Source organism: Acidovorax sp. A1169 (genome assembly GCF_030704685.1).
Lineage (GTDB): Bacteria > Pseudomonadota > Gammaproteobacteria > Burkholderiales > Burkholderiaceae_C > Acidovorax.
In genome coordinates this window covers 43,877-61,310 of record NZ_JAUZDX010000027.1, presented here as the reverse complement: position 1 = coordinate 61,310, position 17,434 = coordinate 43,877, and the positions used below count along the sequence as shown (strand labels likewise).

18 protein-coding genes and 1 pseudogene are annotated in these 17,434 nt (G+C 63.9%); 11 read left to right on the top strand and 8 right to left on the bottom strand.

Going from position 1 to position 17,434, the window contains the following annotated elements; all coding sequences use genetic code 11:
* Nucleotides 1–300 precede the first annotated feature (300 nt).
* From QYL93_RS28655 to QYL93_RS28630, 6 genes are all read left to right on the top strand, one after another.
* Nucleotides 301–615 (top strand): hypothetical protein, encoded by a 315-nt coding sequence (locus tag QYL93_RS28655; RefSeq protein WP_305746864.1) that lies wholly within the window; start codon nucleotides 301–303, stop codon nucleotides 613–615.
* 382 nt (nucleotides 616–997) lie between these two features.
* Complete coding sequence (locus tag QYL93_RS28650; RefSeq protein ID WP_305746863.1) at nucleotides 998–1,405, top strand: hypothetical protein; 408 nt, start codon at nucleotides 998–1,000, stop codon at nucleotides 1,403–1,405.
* Nucleotides 1,406–1,624: 219 nt separating this feature from the next.
* Nucleotides 1,625–2,734 (top strand): hypothetical protein, encoded by a 1,110-nt coding sequence (locus tag QYL93_RS28645; RefSeq protein WP_305746862.1) that lies wholly within the window; start codon nucleotides 1,625–1,627, stop codon nucleotides 2,732–2,734.
* 18 nt (nucleotides 2,735–2,752) lie between these two features.
* A complete protein-coding gene (locus QYL93_RS28640; protein ID WP_305746861.1) occupies nucleotides 2,753–2,971 on the top strand; it encodes a hypothetical protein in 219 nt (72 codons plus the stop codon).
* 151 nt (nucleotides 2,972–3,122) lie between these two features.
* Nucleotides 3,123–3,425: a YciI family protein gene (locus tag QYL93_RS28635; RefSeq protein ID WP_305746860.1), complete on the top strand. Its 303-nt coding sequence runs from the start codon at nucleotides 3,123–3,125 to the stop codon at nucleotides 3,423–3,425.
* A gap of 275 nt (nucleotides 3,426–3,700) precedes the next feature.
* Complete coding sequence (locus tag QYL93_RS28630) at nucleotides 3,701–4,156, top strand: GNAT family N-acetyltransferase (protein WP_305746859.1); 456 nt, start codon at nucleotides 3,701–3,703, stop codon at nucleotides 4,154–4,156.
* Between the two features lie 422 nt (nucleotides 4,157–4,578).
* Here the strand turns inward: QYL93_RS28630 and QYL93_RS28625 are convergent, their stop codons facing one another.
* Nucleotides 4,579–5,061, bottom strand: coding sequence for a GreA/GreB family elongation factor (locus QYL93_RS28625; protein WP_305746858.1), 483 nt, complete (start codon nucleotides 5,059–5,061; stop codon nucleotides 4,579–4,581).
* 587 nt (nucleotides 5,062–5,648) lie between these two features.
* On the opposite strand from QYL93_RS28625, the gene QYL93_RS28620 reads away from it, so the two are divergent.
* Nucleotides 5,649–6,524 carry an alpha/beta fold hydrolase gene (locus QYL93_RS28620; protein WP_305746857.1) on the top strand — a complete coding sequence of 292 codons (876 nt, stop codon included), beginning with the start codon at nucleotides 5,649–5,651 and terminating at the stop codon, nucleotides 6,522–6,524.
* Nucleotides 6,525–6,595: 71 nt separating this feature from the next.
* Nucleotides 6,596–6,778 (top strand): hypothetical protein, encoded by a 183-nt coding sequence (locus QYL93_RS28615; RefSeq protein ID WP_305746856.1) that lies wholly within the window; start codon nucleotides 6,596–6,598, stop codon nucleotides 6,776–6,778.
* A gap of 93 nt (nucleotides 6,779–6,871) precedes the next feature.
* On the opposite strand, the gene QYL93_RS28610 is transcribed toward QYL93_RS28615, so the two are convergent.
* The 5 genes and pseudogenes from QYL93_RS28610 to QYL93_RS28590 form a co-directional block, all read right to left on the bottom strand.
* Nucleotides 6,872–7,288 carry a hypothetical protein gene (locus QYL93_RS28610; RefSeq protein WP_305746855.1) on the bottom strand — a complete coding sequence of 139 codons (417 nt, stop codon included), beginning with the start codon at nucleotides 7,286–7,288 and terminating at the stop codon, nucleotides 6,872–6,874.
* A 115-nt stretch (nucleotides 7,289–7,403) separates the two neighbouring features.
* Entirely contained in the window at nucleotides 7,404–9,080 is a 1,677-nt protein-coding gene (locus QYL93_RS28605; RefSeq protein WP_305746854.1) for a methyl-accepting chemotaxis protein, read from the bottom strand.
* A 177-nt stretch (nucleotides 9,081–9,257) separates the two neighbouring features.
* A pseudogene (locus QYL93_RS28600) lies at nucleotides 9,258–9,413 on the bottom strand (transposase domain-containing protein); the annotation flags it as partial.
* Between the two features lie 234 nt (nucleotides 9,414–9,647).
* Nucleotides 9,648–9,830, bottom strand: a complete 183-nt coding sequence (locus tag QYL93_RS28595; protein ID WP_305746853.1) for a hypothetical protein — start codon at nucleotides 9,828–9,830, stop codon at nucleotides 9,648–9,650.
* A 355-nt stretch (nucleotides 9,831–10,185) separates the two neighbouring features.
* A complete protein-coding gene (locus QYL93_RS28590) occupies nucleotides 10,186–11,967 on the bottom strand; it encodes a methyl-accepting chemotaxis protein (protein WP_305746852.1) in 1,782 nt (593 codons plus the stop codon).
* Between the two features lie 453 nt (nucleotides 11,968–12,420).
* On the opposite strand from QYL93_RS28590, the gene QYL93_RS28585 reads away from it, so the two are divergent.
* Together QYL93_RS28585 and QYL93_RS28580 are read left to right on the top strand one after the other, a co-directional pair.
* Nucleotides 12,421–13,896 carry a sensor domain-containing diguanylate cyclase gene (locus QYL93_RS28585; protein WP_305746851.1) on the top strand — a complete coding sequence of 492 codons (1,476 nt, stop codon included), beginning with the start codon at nucleotides 12,421–12,423 and terminating at the stop codon, nucleotides 13,894–13,896.
* Nucleotides 13,897–13,967: 71 nt separating this feature from the next.
* Complete coding sequence (locus QYL93_RS28580) at nucleotides 13,968–14,126, top strand: diguanylate cyclase domain-containing protein (RefSeq protein WP_305746850.1); 159 nt, start codon at nucleotides 13,968–13,970, stop codon at nucleotides 14,124–14,126.
* Between the two features lie 224 nt (nucleotides 14,127–14,350).
* On the opposite strand, the gene QYL93_RS28575 is transcribed toward QYL93_RS28580, so the two are convergent.
* Entirely contained in the window at nucleotides 14,351–15,568 is a 1,218-nt protein-coding gene (locus QYL93_RS28575; RefSeq protein ID WP_305746849.1) for a sensor histidine kinase, read from the bottom strand.
* A gap of 172 nt (nucleotides 15,569–15,740) precedes the next feature.
* On the opposite strand from QYL93_RS28575, the gene QYL93_RS28570 reads away from it, so the two are divergent.
* On the top strand, nucleotides 15,741–15,968 hold the full coding sequence (locus QYL93_RS28570; protein WP_305746848.1) for a hypothetical protein: 228 nt from the start codon (nucleotides 15,741–15,743) through the stop codon (nucleotides 15,966–15,968).
* Nucleotides 15,969–16,032: 64 nt separating this feature from the next.
* On the opposite strand, the gene QYL93_RS28565 is transcribed toward QYL93_RS28570, so the two are convergent.
* Nucleotides 16,033–17,424, bottom strand: coding sequence for a hypothetical protein (locus QYL93_RS28565; protein WP_305746847.1), 1,392 nt, complete (start codon nucleotides 17,422–17,424; stop codon nucleotides 16,033–16,035).
* Nucleotides 17,425–17,434: the final 10 nt, after the last annotated feature.

The window sequence follows — 17,434 nt, the reverse complement described above, 5'->3', positions numbered from 1 at the left end:
CTGCCCTCTGGATACAGCATCGGGGCGGTTAAATCGGCCTTGGCCACGCCGGTTGTGGACGAGGTCGTTCGCCTCAAGCCCAAGAACGTCCACATTTCCATGTGCCGCTCGACCCCCCACGCAAAGGTCATTCAATTCAATGTGGAACTTCAAGCCCGGCACGATGCAAAGATCACGAGTGGCTTCTATGAGAACTGTCCCGAGAGTTAACGGCAGACGGGATGCGGCGTTGGCGATCTCTTCGGGCCAGTATGCAAGCATGCCCTGCCAAGAAGGGTGATTGTGTGAATGGACAGGTATATGAATAAATCACTTTCTAAGCTTCACCATCTGTTGTTCTTGGGGTATGCGATTGGCGGGGGGCTCATAGGTGGCCTGGGCTTTTTTTCGCCCCAGGAAGACACTGTGCAGCTGACGCTGTTCGTGCTCGCGGTCGCTACTCCATTGGCGGCGTTCCATTTTTTTGCGGCATCAGGTGCAAGGCAAGGGAAGGCCTGGGGAAAAGTGCTGTCGCAGACTTTTGCTGTTCTCGTTTTTCTCGGATTTCCCATCGGAACGGCGCTGTCTATCTACATTTTCATGAAGACAGGTGGTGGGAATTGGGAGGGCGCCTGAATTTTCAGCGCATTTAACCCATCAGTCCAAGCGGCCGCGTCGCGAGCCCGCGCCTGTTGAAGGGGTCAACCATCCTGACTGCCGTCGATCTTCATGCTATCCATGCGAGAAATGCAGGGCCCGCGATCTTTGCCATTCATCCAGCATCCAGGTGCGCTGGCACAAAAAGAGGCGGCATCTGTGCAGTTGATCACGCATGGGCGCCGCATCGCCATGGCCCACGCCCCGCGAACCCTTTCGGGCTGTTGATGCCCCGCACAATCCGATCGCTTTGATAAATCCGTATGAAGGCTGCATGCATGCATGCAGCCCGTCCTCTCTGGTTGGCCGCATGCCTTGCGCCGCGCAGGGGCACCACGGCAACCACCACAAGGAAGCAACCATGAAATCAAACCGCCCCACCTCCATCACCGTGATCTCTTGGGTGCTGATTGTCACCAGCGCCATCAACCTGATAAGCTTCTACATGTCCCACGGCAATGCGCTGGCACAGAGCATGATGGCGCAGAGCCCGCTGCCGGTGGCTGTGCAGTACGCGATTGGCTACGTGGGGATTGCCATCCAGCTCGTGTGCACCGTGGCCTGGCTCAAGGGGCTGGCATGGGGGCGGGCGTTGTACATCGGCTGGGGCGGCATCGGCCTGGCAATCGGGTTCTACAGCTCGCCCTCGATGGGCGTGATGGTTGCCGGCGCGGTCGTCTTCGCGATCATCGTGTTTTTCCTGCTGCGCCCCGCCGCCAATGCGTACTTCGCACGGGGCGATGGCACTCCCGATGCCAGCATCGCCTGAAGTGAAACACCCCCTGAGTCGCTTCGCGCCTTCCCCCTCTCTCGTCTCGCTGCGCGAGTCGGGAGGGGGACGCCCCCAGCGCGGCGGGGCGGCCCTTGCGCGGGGGCACTGGCCTTGGCCGCGCCAGTTTCATGCGTCGCGGGTGGCGCGCAGCGCAATGGATAACTTATACGGCTTTGCCCACCCATGACTGTCGTATGCATTGAGACCGAAGGACCCATGGCCCATAGGCGCACACTCCTGGCGGCGCTGAGCGCCTTGCCGTTCGCACCATGGGCGCATGCGCAGGGTGTGCCGGCGGCACCCGCTGCTGCGGGCAGGCCTGCAAACCCGGCCCTCGCCAAGGGCGCGAGAGCTGGCATACACCCCTGGATGGAGGTGGGCGATGCCGTGGTGGCGGACGTACTGTTGGACGGCAAGGTGGTGGCCCGGCTGGACCACCAATCGGCGTTGCCGGGCCTCAAGAAGCCCCCAGCAATGGTGTTTGCCTTGCATGCAGGCATGAAGCAGCTGCGGCTGCGTGGCAAGGCCACCCTGGCTGGCAAGACCTCGCCGTTCGACAGGGCCTGGACCGTGCGTGACATGGCGCCTTTGTCGGCCCCTCTGTACGACCAGCGCAAGAGCTGGATCGACCGCGTGGCGGCGACGGAGGGCGTTGGCAGCGGGCCCGCCAAAACTTCGCCAGGCAGCAAGCCCGCCAAGGCAGCGCTGCAAGAGCTGGAAAAGCGCATGGGCGTGCCACTGCCCGACATGCTGAAAGTGCTGGAGCAGTGGGATGTCAATTTCGGCGACTCCTACTTTCTGCCGGTCGCCCAGATGTCCACCGTGACCCGGCTGCTGCTGGGCGAGTGGGACTACAAGGAAAAGGGCGAGGATGGGCTGGGCCAGATACTGACGCCCTCAGTGCGTGCGCGCTACGACCGGAGCCTGGCCGTGTTTGTCGAAGTGGGCGACGGCCTGGGTGCCATGGCCTGGGACCCTGCGGGTGTCAGGCGCGGCGAGCCGAGCAACACCTGGGGCGATGCCGGCAACCCTGGCGCCCAGCCCGCCACCCCCAACCAGGGCGTGTGGTACTGGCTGCACCAGGACAGCCTGCACAAGCCCAGGCTGCTGCTGGACGACGACTACCGGCCCAAGACCGCAGAAGCCGCGTTCACGCACGTGGTGCAGCGCTTCGCGCTGTCGCATTTCGACTCGCCCCAAAACGACGGCGAACTGGTCGTGGACACCGCCAACCCGCGCAGCAACCTGCTGCAACTGCACTTCGAGGAGCCGCGCAAGCCCAGGCTCTGGCTCCGCAGCTACGACTACAACTACAGCCTGTACTGAGCGCTCGCACAGTGCTCCATGGAAAGCACCGACCACGCTATGCAATGGCCGTTTGACCAACAGCGCAACTGCGCGACGGTATTTTCAAAAAGTGTTCTGGACCAGAGCCGCCCGATCCTGTTTGTTTCCCACGATGAAGAAGATCACGCGTGGCAATTTCTGGACGGGATCAGCGGAGAGTTGGAAGACCTTGCCCTGGCTGCCCTCTTTCACGTGCTGGAGATTGATCCTGCTTGACCAGCACCATATGATCTGGTTCACCCCTAGGCAGATGAATCCGATGGTCGTTTTCGACTAGGCCGTTGAACGACTACAGCCGGCCTGGAGCAGTCATCTACCGCAGCGGCCGAGTATCGAGCATGCTTGACACGGACGAAGAGGATCACGAGTGAACGAATACATATTTTTGATGCATCAGGACGCTCCCGACACGGAAGCCGCCGACGACTCGAAATGCTGGGCGCAGTACATTGCAAAGCTCCGCAGCACCGGCCAATTCGATGGGGGTAGCTCGATAGGGCGTGGAGAGCGCTTCAGAAAAAATCAATCGGGTCAACCGACCGGCAATGATCTCGGCGGCTTCATCCGAGTGCGTGCAGCCAGCCTCGAAAGCGCAAAACAGTTTTTAGCAGGCAATCCAGTGTACGAGGCTGGCGGCACGGTGGAGATCCGGGAGCTGCCCCACACCTAGTGGTACCGGTGCCGCAATACGGGCGCCGCTTTGGGCCCCTGGCTGCCGCTGATACGATGGCTGCCATCGGCCATGAGCCGCCGTTCGTGGGCCGAGGGATGTACCCCCCTGTCGTTGTTCCCATAATTGCCCACCCCTGCGAGGCTCTACGCCTAGCATCCCCATAAATCGCAGGCTGCAGGGCGAGCGGATCAATCCACCATCTGTGTAACGTCTTGGCCTTCGTTGGCTTTTGAGCCAGGCGTAAGACGAACGCTTTCCGTGAGCTTTCATCAATGAATTTCGTAATTCGCCAAGCAACAGCATCTGATGCGGAAGCAATAAGCCGCTTAGTTGCTGGCTTAGCTCATTTTTTCCTTGCAGATCCATCATCCCCTGAAGTTAAGCCGTTCTTGGCTGGACTCACTCCAGCTTCCTTTACAGAGCGGATCGGTTCATCCAAATTCAACCATTACGTCGCGGAAGACTCCGTCGGCGTTTGCGGCGTTATTGCGCTGCGGGACGGCTCACATCTTTATCATCTCTTTGTCAGAGTGGATGCCCAAGGGCAAGGTCTTTCTCGCGCACTTTGGGAGCATGCAAAGGCTCTATCGGGAAACCTCAACTTTTCCGTCAACTCATCATTGTTCGCGGTTCCGGTGTATGAACGCCTTGGGTTTGTCGCCAAGACTCCTCCGCAAACGGCAAATGGCGTAGCGTTCGTCCCTATGGGGTACTCGCATTGCAGCTAAAAATCGTTGAAGGCGATGTCACTGCCAGCACTCCATCTCCACGCTGGGGCCTGCAGACGGCATTAAAGATTCTCAACATCGGCCGCACATACTTCCTGAATTGAACGTCCGCTATTCGCTCCAGCGACCGGCTGCAATGGGCGCAAAGCAGCCTTTTCGCAGGCTGCTTTGTAGCGATTGCAGCCAGTGATATCCCGGACCCAGTGGCCTGTTTCAAAGTGCTGCGGACCTTGCCAGCCAGCCGGTGCGTGCATGGCGCCTGAACGACTGCTGACCTCGGCCAGTTCGGCGTTAAGTTGCTTGCGGCTCAGAGCGGCTATCAAGACTCTTCTGGCGTCGTTGTCGCGTCTTGTCGTACTACTCGTACTGCCCACGACGCAGCGCCTGGCCAGAACCGCTTCGCTGAGTTTTGTTATCCGCTCTCAGTCAACCCGCAGCACCTCGAACTGCTGTCGGATGGGCGCCACCTGTATCGACACCTCATCACCCTCGCATTTGCCCAGCAAGGCCCTGCCCAAAGGGGCTTCGCAGCTGATGACCTGAACGGGCTGAGCGCCGCTGAGCAGCTTCATGCTGCCCCCATCCGGGCCGAGAAAGAGCTGTTGGTGCTTGTCGTCGGAATCGACCAGGCAGACGAGCGCGCCGAGCTGTATGCCTTGGCTGGCGTCGTAGGGGCGCGGGCGCCATTGGCGCCAATGGGCCATCGCCTGGCGGATGGCTTCGGCGCGCCGGGCCTGGCCGGTGGCCAGGTAGGCGGCTTCGAGTCCCAGTGTGTCGTATTTGTTTTCGGCAATGTTCTCTTCGTGGGTCGCCGTTTCATGGGCCGCCCGCATTGCCTGTTCGGCTTGCAGCAGGTCTTGGGCGAGCCGTTCCAGCACCTGCTGCTGCAGCAAGAATTTATCCATGGTGAAAGGTAGGCATTTCGAACAAGCGGGGGCAAATCTTGATTGTGAAGGGCTTAGGGCGTGTCATCATTCATTTCACCCCCGCGCTGGCCCCGGCATGCGGATGGATGCGCGAAGCGCGGCGCGGCCAATAGCGGGCTATTGGCAAGCCGAGCGACAAAGCAGACGCCGCATGCCGGGGCCAGCCCGCAGGGAAAGCCTGCAGCGCGGCACATTGCGGCGTTGCCCTTCGCTTGTGTAGCCGTGCTACACGGCACTCAGGGCGCCTTGCACTGCACCGCGCTGCAGGCTTTCGCGGGGGTGAAATGATTGATGACACGCCCTAGTCAGCCTTCGACGCCTTTGTGGGCGAACTTCCCGAGTCTTGAGTCCACCAGCCGCTGAATGCGTGACTGCATCAATGCGTACGCGCCCGCGACCAGGGCTGGCTGCGTGCGGACATGCTGGGACAGCAAGGCAAAAAGAGCCGGCCGCTTGGGTGCGAATTCAAGCGCGATATCCCATCCCTCCCCACCCCTCGCGCAGCTGAGAATTTTTCGTCCACGCCCGCCTTGCACGCCAAAACACCGGCGTGTCAGAATGAAAGGATGAGCACTTCGACCTCTTCATTTCTCTCCAACGCAGACGGCACCAAGGTCGCGACCTACACCTGGGCCAACATCGCTGGCCGACCCGTCGCAGCGGTGCAGATTGCCCACGGGCTTGCCGAGCATGGTGAACGCTACGACCGCTTTGCAAGGCAGCTCAATGCTGCTGGGTTTGTGGTGCACGCGGTCGATCACCGTGGGCACGGGCGCACCGCCGGTGATCGGCTGGGAGATTTCGGCAGTGCTGGTTTCAGCGGGCTGATTGCCGATGTGGCCCAGTATGGGTCGGCACTGCGTGCGCACCATGGCAACCTTCCGGTGTTTCTGTTTGCACATTCGATGGGTTCGTTTGCAGCGCAAGCGGCAATCCTGGATCACGCATCGACATGGGCCGGTGTCATTCTCTCCGGCTCCACCGCACTCGAGGCGCTGGCCGCTGCAATGGCCAATGCGCCTGCCGATGCGCCGGCGGGGCTTGCGGCATTCAATGCAGGCTTTGAGCACCGTACGGGGTACGAATGGCTTTCACGGGACGAGGCGGAGGTCGATGCCTATGTGGCCGACCCATGGTGCGGGTGGGAGGTACCAGGCGATGTGATCCCGTCGCTGTTCGCCCCCGCGGCCCGGCTGGCGGACCCTGCGCTGCTGGCGGGCATCCGCAGTGACCTGCCCATCCTGATTGCCTCTGGCGACGCCGATCCGCTGGCCGGTGGCGGTGCACTGATTCAGCTACTGGGGCAGCGCTACCGTGACGCAGGCATGGCGGATGTGACCGTCAAGTTGTACCCGGCAGCGCGCCACGAAATCCTCAATGAGACGAATCGCGACGATGTGACTGCCGACATGCTCGCCTGGCTGCGGGCCCACGCGGCATAGCCTGCGGCCGCTGGCACGGCCCGCGCGAAGGCGCCATCGTCAACCAGCTGTTCGAGGACGAACACGCGCAGTTGCAGCTGCGCTTTTACTGCTACCTCGGCCTGCGCGGCAAGCAGCCCGGCGGCCCCGAAGAGCAGGCGGAGCAGGCATGGATGGACGGCGACAAGGGCTACTACCGCAGCTCACTGCTCTCTACGCTGCAGCGCATCCGCGAACTGCTCGCGCAAGCCCAGCTGCCGGTGGGCGTGGCATGACGGCACCGGCGATGGCGCCATAATGCCTTGTTGCCCTCTGGGCCGCCCAGCGAGGCTATGAATTCCTTGCAGCCCATGGTGAATGGCGCCGTCTCAACTGCGCGGCAGCTCGCGCACTTCCACCGTGCCGCCCGCTTCGTACACGGGGTTGCCGGCGAGAAACTGCTCCTTGGCCGCCTGCAGGCTGCCATTGGCGTTGAATATCTGGCCCTTGATCTCACCGGCAGTGTTACCGCTGACGCTGGTGGTGTCCCAGAAGGCGGTGAAGCAGCCGCCGGCCTGCACCTGCACTGCCTGGGCGGTCTGCAGACCCAGGGCACCGTCGGCGTGGACCGGGAAGGCCCCACCCAGCGGCGTTCCCTGCACGCCGAGCAGGCGGCCATGCACGTCCTGGTGGTCGTTTGCGGGTGTGATGCCGGGGGTGGCGTCGGTGTACCACTGCAGCAGGCGGTCATCGCCCAGCGCCTTTTGCGGCGGCGCGGGCCACCACCCACCGTATCCTTCAACCATCGCCCTGACAGGGGAGGGTCCCCCGCAAGCACTGCGCGTGGAGTGCATTTTTTGCGCCGAGTGACCGCTACGAACAATGAAGGCGCAGTCAAGCTGACATTGCCAACCGAATGCTCTAGGACGGCGACCGAGACAGGCGTGGTGGGGGCTGGGTGCCGGCCGCATGCGCGCGGTGTGCAAGCGCACTGGCGGAGAAAGGTGTCGGCGCTGCGGCAGCCGCTGGACGAAGGGCGGAGTACGCCTGCATGTGGGGCGCCAGCGTGAACACCGCCACCGCCTGTACGAGCTGGTCAGACTGAGCCTGCAGGCTGGACGCGGCTGCGGCGCTTTGCTCGACCAGCGCTGCATTCTGCTGGGTCGCCTGGTCCATCTGGGTCACGGCCTCTCCCACTTGAGCGACACCTGCGCTCTGTTCGCGGCTGGCAGCGCTGATCTCTCCCATGATGTGGGTCACGCGACGGATGGACGCCACCACCTCCTGCATGGTCGTACCGGCCTGACCCACCAACGCGTTGCCTTCGTCCACCCGTGCCACACTGGTGCCGATAAGCGTCTTGATTTCCCTGGCTGCTTCGGCGCTGCGACCGGCCAGGCTGCGCACCTCACTGGCAACCACCGCAAAACCGCGACCCTGTTCACCTGCGCGAGCTGCTTCCACCGCGGCGTTGAGTGCCAGTATGTTGGTCTGGAAGGCGATGCTGTCGATCACGCTGATGATGTCGGCGATCTTCTTTGAGCTCTCGTTGATACCCTTCATGGTGTCTACGACACGTGAGACTACGTCGCCACCCTGCACCGCGACGGCTGTGGCGCTTTGCGCCAGCTGATTGGCTTGCTGTGCGTTGTCGGCGTTTTGCTTTACCGTGGAGCTCAGTTCCTCCATTGACGCTGCGGTTTCTTCCAGCGCCGAGGCCTGATGTTCAGTGCGTGCTGAAAGCTCGTTGTTGCCCTGCGCAATCTCGGCGCTTGCGGTTGCCACGGCTTCTGCATTGGCCCGCACGCCGTAGACCACCTGGCCAAGATTGCCCTGCATGTGCTTCAGCGCGGAGAGGAGCTCGGTGGCTTCGTCGCGGCCCACTACCGGAATGTCTTCCGATAGGTCGCCATCAGCGATGCTTCGCGCGCTCGCCGATGCCTGCTGGAGCGGCACGACGATGGAGCGCGACAGTAGCCACGCGAACGCCGCGCCCAGCAGCAGGGCGACGATGCCTCCCGCAATCTGCATCTTCTGGCCGCTGGCGGCATCGGCCTCCGCCTTGACAAGTGCCTTGTCGTAGAGTTCCTGCTGGCGCCGTTCCAAGACTAGGATCGCTTCGCTATAAGCGTCGGCCAGAGGTCGGAGTTGTGTGTCCAGTGCGGCCGTGACATCCTCGCCCGCGGCCTTTCGTTTGAACAATGCCGCGCGGGGTGTACGGTAGGCCTCGCGGGCCGCATCGATGGCCGCGAGCGTCGCCTTGCCTTCGTCCGACGTCACCAGTTCGACCAGGCGCGCGCGCAATGCGTTGGAGAGTGCCGAATTCTTGTCCATGTCGGCCTGCCAGCTCTGCATCCGACCGGTGTCAGTTTCGACGATGTATGCGCGGGTGCGGATCCAGTTCAGGTCGATGGTCTGGCGCCAGCCCACCGCCTGCTGCAGCTTCTCGGCGTCGGTGGTCGTGAGCGTGCGGGTGGTGTTGGCCAGCTGCTGCAGGCGCCACACGCCCGTCGCCACACTCAACGCGAGGATCAGCAGCAGGATGGCGAAGGCCAGGGCCAATCGTGGTGCGATTTTCAAGTTGCGAAGTTGGTTCAAGGTACTCCAGTGCGTTGTGAGAAAACGCAAGCTGCGTCTCCTGCGGGTCTTGCGGGTCTTGCGGGCGCTTGCGCGGGTCTCGGGCAGTGTGCGCCTTCGATCGCGGAGGGTGCTCGCGAATCGATTGACATGGGAAAGTGGTCTTGGCGCACCATACGCCGCTGTGGCCATACCGACCTAGGCGAATGGCCGCCTCAACTTGATCGCCACGTCGATGCGGCTGTTCAACTGCGTGAGCAGTCTTGTGTGGACGTCCTTGAGGTAAGCCCAAGGATCATGGCCGTTGAGTTTGGCCGACTGCAACATGCTCATCATGACGGCGGCACGCTGCCCCAGCCAGTTCGCTTTCACAGGAGAGCCATGCTTTTGTGCCTGTGGTGCAAGGGCAGATCTATTTTTGGCATCCATTTGCGGAACAGAACACTAGTGTCCTGTCCCGCAAATAAAAGCCAATAAAACCGCGTCTTTCACGCCAGGGCAGCGTTGCAAATCCTCGCGATAGCTACGGCTATCGCTGCGGTTTGCGCCTTGCCCTGGCGCGAAATCCATCGGTTTTATTTTTGGCACCTATTTGCGGGACAGAACACCAGGTTGTCGTTCAATCTGAACACCAAAGCCACTGCCGCAACTCCCCGCTAAGGGCTCGGCACACGCTGCAAGGACTTGGAACTTGAAGGCTTCGCTGTGACGGCGTCGCTGCTTCGTGTTGAAGTGCACTTTGATGTCCGGCAAACCTTTGATGGACAGCATGGTCCATTCCTGAGGATGCAGTCGCAAGATGGTCCGGCCAGCCGCTCAGGGATCGAATCATGCATCGCCGCAGGCAAGCATGTGGTCCTGGTCTGCGATGCAACGGGCGCACGGTGCCACGAGAAGGGCGCTAATAGCCGCCAATGGCCGCTGGCTGTCCGCAGGCAAGCGGGTGAGGGGCTTCACCAACGTGAGCCGACCGGGCGAACGACCTGCGGGTACCCGCGTTGAATGAAGGCATGCTGCCGAGGGCAGGGCTTTTGGCTGTGGGGGCTCGCAGGTTGCCCAAAGCCCTCGCCACGCAGGGCGCGGCGGCCTGCTGTCATTGGCGCCTCTGGCTTTTCACGGGCCGCTTCTAAAAGCTCTCCCACTCATCATCCCCACCTGCGGCCGCCTTGGCCGGCGCCTTGGGCGCTGGCGCAGGGCTTACCGCCGGTGCGGCCTTGGGCGCCATGGGTCCCTTGGGCGCCGCCAGTCGGCTGGCCACCGGGGCTTTGACCGCCGACGTGGACGTGACTGCCGCGCGCGGGGCCGGCGCTGGCTTGCGCGCCGTTGGCGCCGGTGCCGGTGCGCGGTAGTTGCCAGCACCGCTGCCGTCGCCCGCCAGCCGGAACACCGCCACCGCGTTCACCAGTTCGCCCGCCTGGCTGTTCAGGCTGCTCGCTGCTGCGGCCATTTCTTCTACCAGCGCTGCGTTCTGCTGGGTGGCCTGGTCCATCTGCGTGACCGCTTCTCCCACCTGGCCCACGCCTGCGCTTTGCTCGCTGCTGGCGGCGCTGATCTCGCCCATGATGTCCGTGACGCGCCGGATGGCCGCCACCACTTCGGTCATAGTGGCCCCGGCCTTGTCCACCAGTTGCGTGCCTTGCTCCACGCGCTCGACGCTGGCGGTGATCAGGCCCTTGATTTCCTTGGCCGCTTCGGCGCTGCGCCCCGCCAGGCTGCGCACTTCGCTGGCCACCACGGCAAAGCCCCGGCCTTGCTCGCCCGCCCGGGCGGCTTCCACCGCTGCATTCAGGGCCAGGATGTTGGTCTGGAAGGCAATGCCGTCGATGACGCTGATGATGTCGGCGATCTTGCTGCTGCTGGCGTTGATGCCTTTCATGGTTTCGACCACTTCGGCCACCACGTCGCCGCCCTGTACGGCCACGGTAGAAGCACTCAGCGCCAGCTGGTTGGCCTGGCGCGCGTTGTCGGCGTTCTGGCGCACGGTGGAGCCCAGTTCTTCCATCGAGGCGGCCGTCTCTTCCAGTGCCGAGGCCTGCTGCTCGGTGCGCGCCGACAGGTCGTTGTTGCCCGAGGCAATCTGTGCGCTGGCCGAGGCTACACTCTCGGAGTTGCTGCGCACCGTGGTCACGGTGGCCACCAGGCTTTGCTGCATGCGCTGCAGGGCGCTGAGCAGTTGGCCGGTCTCGTCCTGCGACTGCACGACGATGTCGCCGCTGAGGTCGCCGGCGGCAACGCGGTCGGCAGCCTGCACGGCCTGGGCCAGGGGGCGGGTGATGGAGCGGATGATCGCGAACGCCAGGAAGATCGCCACCGCGATGGCTGCCACACCGGCTATCAGCACGTCACGCTGCAGGGCCGATGCGGCCGCGTCGGCCTCCTTGCCGGCTTCGGTGGTGAGTTGGGCCTGGAAGTCCACCTGTTCGCGCAGCGTCTTCTGGTAGTCGAGCTGCACGGGGCGCAGCTTTTCTTCGAGCAGCTTGATCGCCTCATCCTTCTGGCCTTTTTGGGCCAGTGCGAGAAATTCATCGCCGTACTTGATGAACTCGGCCCGGCCCTTGAGCATGCGCGCCAGTATTTCCTCGCCCTTGGGCGAGGAGATCAGCGTATCCAGCAGCTTGTACTGCTCGGCAGTGGCCGCCCGCGCAGCAGCGATCTGGTCCATGGCCGACTTGGCGATGGGCTCTGAATTGAAAAGGACCAGGTTGCGAAACTGGATCGCCTGGGTATTCACACCGTCCGCCAGAATACCGAGCGACTTGGTGATTGGTATGCGCGTGTCGACGACATCGTGCAGCTCTTCACTTTGGTGTGCAGACCGCAAGAGGCTGATGGCGCCCAGTGCAATCAGCAACAGCACCATCGCGGCAAAAGCGACCGTGAGCCGGGTGGCGATTTTCATCTTGTCCATGGTGTCTCTCCCTCAGGGTATTTTCAAGGTGGCCAGGCTGCATGCCATGGTGGCACGGTGGCAGGTTTCACGAACGAGGTGAGTCAGTGTTGGGGGGCGGATGCAGGGCTGCGTGGACGCCCGCATCGCAATGGGGTTTGAGCTGGCAGAAGGTTTTCATGCGCAATACTCCTGTGGACGGATGCCACCCGAAGGTGGGCTGCTTTCGAATCCCGACAATGGCATGGGGCGACCGCAATGTGGATGGCGCGCCTGTAGCCCAGACGCTCCACGGCCCCCTGTTGATAGCCATCCTATATCAGCAACTGCCGCGATGACCGTTGGGTTTGAAAGGGCAAAGCGGATGCTGGATTTGCAGCGGGCGGTGGACAACCGCTCGAATGCTATGTAAGCAAATAGTATTTTTTGTAACAGAAGACTAGCATTCCCGGGACATCACGCAGAAGGTTTCCCATGCACGCCACTGCGTCTCCCGGGCTGTCCACAGCCCCTCTTGCCAGCGAACCGGCGGGCACCCGCGAGAAGGTGGTCGCGGGCACCGCAGTCGTCCTTTCGCTGGCACTTGGCGCGATGGCACTGCCGTACGCCAAGGTGCCGCTCGCGGCGTTTCCCGCCTTCATTCCGATCTATGTCACCGCGCTGGTGATCTTCGATCTGGTCACGGCGGTGCTGCTGTTGGGCCATTACCGGGCCCTGAAGTCTGCGGGGCTGCTGGTGCTGGGCGGCGTGTATCTGTTCACCGCCACAGCCACTGCGGCCTATGCGCTCATCTTCCCGGGGCTGTTCGCGCCCACGGGCCTGCTGGGGTCGGGGCCCCAGACCTCATCGGCCATGTACATGCTGTGGCACGCGGGCTTTCCGCTGGGGCTGGTGGCGTATGTGCTTGCCAGGCGGCGGGAGGCACGCAGCCCTGCGCGCCCGAGCGGTGGCCGGGCATTGCGTGCTGTAGCCGCCACCGCTGCCCTGGTGTTGGCGCTGGTGGCGGCGTTCACTGCATTTGCCACCGCGGGGCATGAATGGCTGCCGGTGTTCATGGACGACAACCACACCACGTCCGTCGGCAAGGCCTTTCTCATCGGCATCTGGCTGCTGAGCTTCGGGGCGCTGGGGGTTCTGCTGTGGAGCCGGCCCCATTCGCTGCTGGACATCTGGCTGCTGGTGGCCTTGTGCGTCTGGCTGCTGGACCTGGCCCTGGCGGCCGTGCTGAACGCCGGGCGCTACGACCTGGGCTGGTACCTGGGGCGCATCTATGGCCTGGTGTCTGCGGGTGTGCTGCTGATCGTGCTGCTCGGCGAGAACGCGCGGCACTACACCCGGCTGCGGGCGCTGACCACCGCACTGCAAAGTGCCAACGAGACGCTGTGGCGCTCGTCCATGCAGGACGGCCTGACCGAGCTGGCCAACCGCCGGGCGTTCGACATGCACCTGGCGGAACACCTGGCCCTGGCCCAGCGCCACCGGCGGCCGCTGGCGTTGGTGCTGCTGGACGTGGACCACTTCAAGGCCTACAACGATGCCTATGGGCACCAGATGGGCGATGAATGCCTCAAGGCCATTGCCCGGGTGCTGCAGGCCCATGGCAAGCGTCCCTCGGACCTGGCCGCACGGTATGGCGGCGAAGAGTTCGCCCTGGTGCTGCCCGAGACCGATTCGGTAGGCGCCATGCACATTGCGGCTGCGGCGCATGCGGCCGTGGCGCGCCTGTCGATTGCCCACCGCGAGTGCTCCACCGGTGCGGTGGTTAGGGCGTGTCATCATTCATTTCGCCCCCGCGCTGGCCCCGGCATGCGGATGGATGCGCGAAGCGCGGCGCAGCCAATAGCGGGCTATTGGCAAGCCGAGCGACAAAGCAGACGCCGCATGCCGGGGCCAGCCCGCAGGGAAAGCCTGCAGCGCGGCGCATTGCGGCGTTGCCCTTCGCTTGTGTAGCCGTGCTACACGGCACTCAGGGCGCCTTGCACTGCACCGTGCTGCAGGCTTTCGCGGGGGTGAAATGAATGATGACACGCCCTAGCATCAGCACCGGCATAGCGGCCCTGGGCGAAGGCGAGGCCCTGACGCCGCAGCAGATGATCGCCATGGCGGACAAGGCGCTCTACCAGGCCAAGGGCGCGGGGCGTAGCCGCATCGTGTTGCTGGACGCAGCGGGTGTGTCGTGAGCCCTTCAGCGCGCAGAAATGCCATGACCCGTCGGGCCTGCTGACGCACCCTGCTGCCCAGGGGCCGTCAGAGGCTGAGAGTTTTTTGGCCGTGCCCGAAAGGCACGTCACAACGCCCTAGGCGCAAAGCGCAGCCATAGCTCGGGCTATGGCGAGCATTTGCTTTCGACGAGCCGGGGTGGTTTGGCGTGCAAGGCGGGCATGGACGAAAGACTCTCAGCCTCTCAGGCCTTGGCAGGCTGCTGCGGTGAGGGGTTGGCGGTTGGGGGGCTCACGCGCGGCAGACGCAACCGGAATTCGGTCGTCTCCCCGTCGGCAACAACCTCTACCGATCCGCCGTGCGCCAACGCGATCTCGCGCACCACGAACAGGCCCAGCCCCAGGTTGGCGCCGGCCACCAGGTCGGCGGGCGCGCCCTGGCTGCCGCTGTTGCTTTCGATGCTGCTGCGTGCCTCGCGGTCCTCATCGCTCTCTTCCCGCACCAGGGGGTCGAACAGGCGGGGCAGCATGTGGGGCGCGATAGGCTTGCCCGTGTTGCGCACGGTCAGCAGCACTTCGTCGGGGCGGGTCCCGTCCAGCACGGTGCTGACGGGCAGGCCGGGGAAGCCGTATTTCAGAGCGTTGAACACCAGGTTGGACAGGGCCTGGTGCAGCCGCCGGCCGTCCCATCGGCCATGCATGTCGCCATGGCTTTCGAGCACCAGGGTGCGCTCGGCGTAGACGGCGTTGATCTCGTCGAGGGTGTGCCGCACGAACTGGTCCAGCTGCAGCGGCACGGGCGTGAGGCTCAGGCCCTTGCCCAGGCGGTAGGTGGTGAACTCCATCAGATCGTTGAGCAATGCCTTCATCTGCGCCACGCTGCGCAGCGTGAGGGGGGCGTAGCGAACATCGCCAGGCCACTTGCGCAGCTCCACGGCGGCGCAGCTGGCGATGGTGCTCAAGGGGCCGCGCAGGTCATGCCCCATCATGCCCAGGAACAGGTCCCGGGCCCGGCCGACCTCCTGCACGAAGACGTCCACGGACTCTGCCAGCGCTTGGTCGAGCGCTTCGTTGAAGCGCATCATGTCGTCCAGGTCCTGGGCCTCGAAGCTCGGGGCTGCCGCCTGCCAGCGCCGCAGCACGGTGGCGCGCAGGGCTCGGTACTCTGCCACCATCTGCCCGATCTCGAAACCCTGGCGCTCGCGCTGGCGCGCATGGCTGCGCGACGGGACGTTGGAGGATTCCGACGCCTCCTGGCTGTTGCCCTCGGATTTGGCCTTGCGCTCAGCTTCGCCCTCGGGGCGGGCCATGTTGGTGACGATCTCTTCGAGCAGGGTCTTGCCATGGTCCAGCAGCTCGACCTCGTCCATGTTGCGGGCCGCAGGCAACTGCTGGCTTGCAAAAGCGACCCAGTCGGTCAGGATGGAGTCGATATTGGACGTGATGAAGTCGGCAAGGCGCATTCGCCATTGTGCACGCCGGGTAGGCAGATGGGGCGAAGGCGCAGTCCAGTACCTTGCCTGCTGCCTTGAGCGGGATAGGGGAGGGGCTTGAATGGTGTCGGGCAGTCCTCATATCAGTGTCCATGAAAAGCGGCTCAGCCGCTCTCGAAAGTATGGAGGACATGAAATGCCCATGGAATTGCTCCGCGACATGGCCGCAGGGCCGTTTCCCTTGACGCTTGCCAGCGAAAACGCCATCGACAAACTGCGGGTGCTGAAGGCGGCCGGCATGGTACTGGCCTGGCTGCCCGAGCCTGGCGGTGCCCAGCCGGCCGTGGTGCAGGAACTCACAGGCCTTGGCCGCGCATCGCTGAAGCTGCGCGAGGTGCCCAGGCCCGAAGCTCAAGCGCTGCCGGGGTAAAAGCTTGCGGGCAAAGCTGCCCAAGCGCCTTCCGCCAGGAGCGGCGGCCCGCGCCTGGCCCGTCTCAGAGCACGAAGGTCGAGCCCGCCCTGGCCTGCGCCTGCAGCCACGGGAACAACTGGTCCGCGCTGTCCACGATGGGGCTGAACACGGTGCACTCGTCGTGCGCCCAGAAGTAGATGCCGCCCGCGCCGGGACCGTCCATGCGCAGCACAAAGCAGTCCGAGGCGTTCTCGGCGCCCACGATGGGCAGCATGTGCTGCGGGTCGATGCCGCTGTCGGCAATGGCGCTGCGGATCTCCTCGGCCAGCTCGGGCGAGCTGTCGTCGTGCAGGCTGAGCCAGCCCAGCAGCTCTTCGTGCTTGTCCAGCGCGGCGCAGATGCTGAACAGTTCGTAGGTTTCGCTGCCGTCGCCATCGACCACGGTGAGCTGGTGCCGCTCGGCCTGGGTGATCCATTGCAGGTAGGCGTGCGATGGCTGGGGAAAGCGCCGCAGCAGTTGTTCGAGTTCGCTTTCGGAGGCCGGGCTGCCCGGGGCGGTTTCAAAGCGCAGCTGGCTCACGCGCTGGCTTTCGGCGCTGCGCGCCTGGGTCTGCTGCTGGTCGACGAAGGCCCGGTAGCCGGGGGATTCGAGAACCTCGGGCATCTGCAGGCGCCACTTCAGGTGCGTTTCGTAGGCCTCGGTGCTGTGCTTGAGCTGTAGCAGTGCCGTCACCTTCAGTTGCTGCAGCTGGCCAGTGCCATGGTTCGTGGCATCGGCGATTTGCAGGGCCTGCATCGCCTGCTCCGGGTCGCCGGCAATGCACAGCAGGTACTCCGCTACGGTCTGGGCGGCTGCGGCCAGTTGCGAAGCCGTGTGCCGATAGCTGTCGCCAAAGCTGTACATGGCGCCTGGCGGGGCGGCGTTGGCGTCTGCTGCCTGGTGGATGATGAACATTGCGTGTTCGACGGCTGCAGCCCAGTCGCCATCTGCCTGCGGGCCGGGGTGGGCGCGCGCCCGGTTGGCATGGGCGCGCCGGGCTGCCGTGTGCCAGTACCAGGCCTGTTCGCTGTGGCGGCAGCGGTGCAGGGCGGCCAGGGCGCTCTCGTGGTCACTGCACTCGGTGTGCAGCGCCGCCAGGTCCATCAGGCATTCGTCCTCGGTCTTGGTGCGGTGGTCCAGCAGGTCCTTGGGGAAGAGGGTCAGGCTGTCGTGCACGACGATCTCCTGCCATCCGTCGCTGGCAAGGGCCTGGCGCAGGTCCACCAGGCGCTGCAGCACGGCCTGGGGGCCGCCATCGGGGTCCCAGCGCAGGTCCTCCACCATCTTGAACTCGCGGTCCAAGGCGCGCGCCTCCTGGCGCTTCCAGTAGGCATGGCCGTCATAGCCGTGCGGTATCAGCGTGATCTTGATCAGCAGCGGAGCCTTGTTGCTGGCCGCGGCGGTCTGGAGCCAGTGGCTGGTGTAGGTGGTCATGCGGGGGGCA

Bases quoted from the DNA above. Each gene is read 5' to 3' on its own strand.
- QYL93_RS28655 (WP_305746864.1), top strand. From the start codon at position 301: ATGAATAAATCACTTTCTAAGCTTCACCATCTGTTGTTCTTGGGGTAT.
- QYL93_RS28650 (WP_305746863.1), top strand. From the start codon at position 998: ATGAAATCAAACCGCCCCACCTCCATCACCGTGATCTCTTGGGTGCTG.
- QYL93_RS28645 (WP_305746862.1), top strand. From the start codon at position 1,625: ATGGCCCATAGGCGCACACTCCTGGCGGCGCTGAGCGCCTTGCCGTTC.
- QYL93_RS28640 (WP_305746861.1), top strand. From the start codon at position 2,753: ATGGAAAGCACCGACCACGCTATGCAATGGCCGTTTGACCAACAGCGC.
- QYL93_RS28630 (WP_305746859.1), top strand. From the start codon at position 3,701: ATGAATTTCGTAATTCGCCAAGCAACAGCATCTGATGCGGAAGCAATA.
- QYL93_RS28625 (WP_305746858.1), bottom strand. From the start codon at position 5,061: ATGGATAAATTCTTGCTGCAGCAGCAGGTGCTGGAACGGCTCGCCCAA.
- QYL93_RS28620 (WP_305746857.1), top strand. From the start codon at position 5,649: ATGAGCACTTCGACCTCTTCATTTCTCTCCAACGCAGACGGCACCAAG.
- QYL93_RS28610 (WP_305746855.1), bottom strand. From the start codon at position 7,288: ATGGTTGAAGGATACGGTGGGTGGTGGCCCGCGCCGCCGCAAAAGGCG.
- QYL93_RS28595 (WP_305746853.1), bottom strand. From the start codon at position 9,830: ATGCTGTCCATCAAAGGTTTGCCGGACATCAAAGTGCACTTCAACACG.
- QYL93_RS28590 (WP_305746852.1), bottom strand. From the start codon at position 11,967: ATGGACAAGATGAAAATCGCCACCCGGCTCACGGTCGCTTTTGCCGCG.
- QYL93_RS28585 (WP_305746851.1), top strand. From the start codon at position 12,421: ATGCACGCCACTGCGTCTCCCGGGCTGTCCACAGCCCCTCTTGCCAGC.
- QYL93_RS28580 (WP_305746850.1), top strand. From the start codon at position 13,968: ATGACACGCCCTAGCATCAGCACCGGCATAGCGGCCCTGGGCGAAGGC.
- QYL93_RS28575 (WP_305746849.1), bottom strand. From the start codon at position 15,568: ATGCGCCTTGCCGACTTCATCACGTCCAATATCGACTCCATCCTGACC.
- QYL93_RS28570 (WP_305746848.1), top strand. From the start codon at position 15,741: ATGGAATTGCTCCGCGACATGGCCGCAGGGCCGTTTCCCTTGACGCTT.
- QYL93_RS28565 (WP_305746847.1), bottom strand. From the start codon at position 17,424: ATGACCACCTACACCAGCCACTGGCTCCAGACCGCCGCGGCCAGCAAC.